We start from the raw sequence: 1117 nt of genomic DNA on the forward strand, positions 1-1117 counted from the left end.
CCTAACTGGGAAGTCGGCACCAGCCTCGCCTACACCCACGGCAAAAACCGTACCGACGGCAAACCTTTGGCACAAACGCCACCGCTCGAGTGGAACAACACCCTCGCCTTTGACAACGGCAAATTCAGTGCGGGCGCATTATGGCGCGTCGTGGCCAAACAAAACCGTTACAGCAAAGGCCAAGGCAATATCGTCGGCCAAGACATCGGCGCTTCTTCGGGCTTTGGCGTACTCTCGCTCAACGCTGGTTGGAAATTCAGCAAATACGCCACATTACAAGGTGGCGTGGACAACGTGTTCAACAAAAACTATGCTGAATTCGTCAGCCGCGGCGGCGACCCGTCTGCCGGTACACAAACCATGCGCGTGAACGAACCCGGCCGTACTGCATGGCTGAGACTGCAAGCGAAGTTCTAATCAGCCTCATGCGTATATAAAAAGGCCGTCTGAAAAATTTTCAGACGGCCTTAATATTTTTAATGATGTTTTTAAACAAACAGTCCGGCGAAACAATGCAACGCCGGACTGTTTGCTCTCTATCGGATTAAATCAAACCCAAAGAGTTGATGAACACCACAATAATCGCAATCGGCGCAAGATAGCGAAGCGCACCCAACCACAGATAAAGCAGCTGTTTCGGAATGGTACTGCCCATGCCCGCATCGCGCAGAACGGACTGTTTGTCCTGAACCCATGACGTAAACACGGCAACGCTCAATGCGCCAATCGGCATGATGACGGCAGAAATAATGAAATCCCACAAGTCAAAAATGGTTTTGCCGAAAATTTTAAACTCGCTCCATACACCGAAAGACAGCGCAGAAGGAATGCCGACCACAAAAATCGCAATACCGATTATCCAAGCATGGCTGCTGCGTTTTTTCTCATCTTGGCGGATGGTTGCCGCGATGACGGTTTCCAACATGGAAAACGCGGAAGTCAGCGTGGCAAAAACAACCAACAGCATAAACACGGCAAACAAATACGTACCCATCGGCATTTTCATGAAGACCGCAGGCAATACGACAAAAATCAAACCTGGGCCTTGACCGGGTTCAAAACCGAAGGCAAATACCGCAGGGAAAATCACCAAACCGGCCAGCAGCGACACAAACAG

General features: G+C 50.4%; 1 protein-coding gene and 1 pseudogene. One reads left to right on the forward strand and one right to left on the reverse strand.

What is annotated here, in order from left to right:
- Positions 1-417 (forward strand): TonB-dependent receptor domain-containing protein (locus ACTHS3_RS13980; RefSeq protein WP_440368251.1); only part of this gene is annotated, 417 nt, incomplete at its 5' end.
- Positions 418-544: 127 nt separating this feature from the next.
- Here ACTHS3_RS13980 and ACTHS3_RS13985 read toward each other — a convergent pair.
- Positions 545-1117: pseudogene (locus tag ACTHS3_RS13985) on the reverse strand (sodium-dependent transporter); the annotation flags it as partial.

It is taken from the genome of Neisseria sp. P0009.S007, from assembly GCF_051962515.1.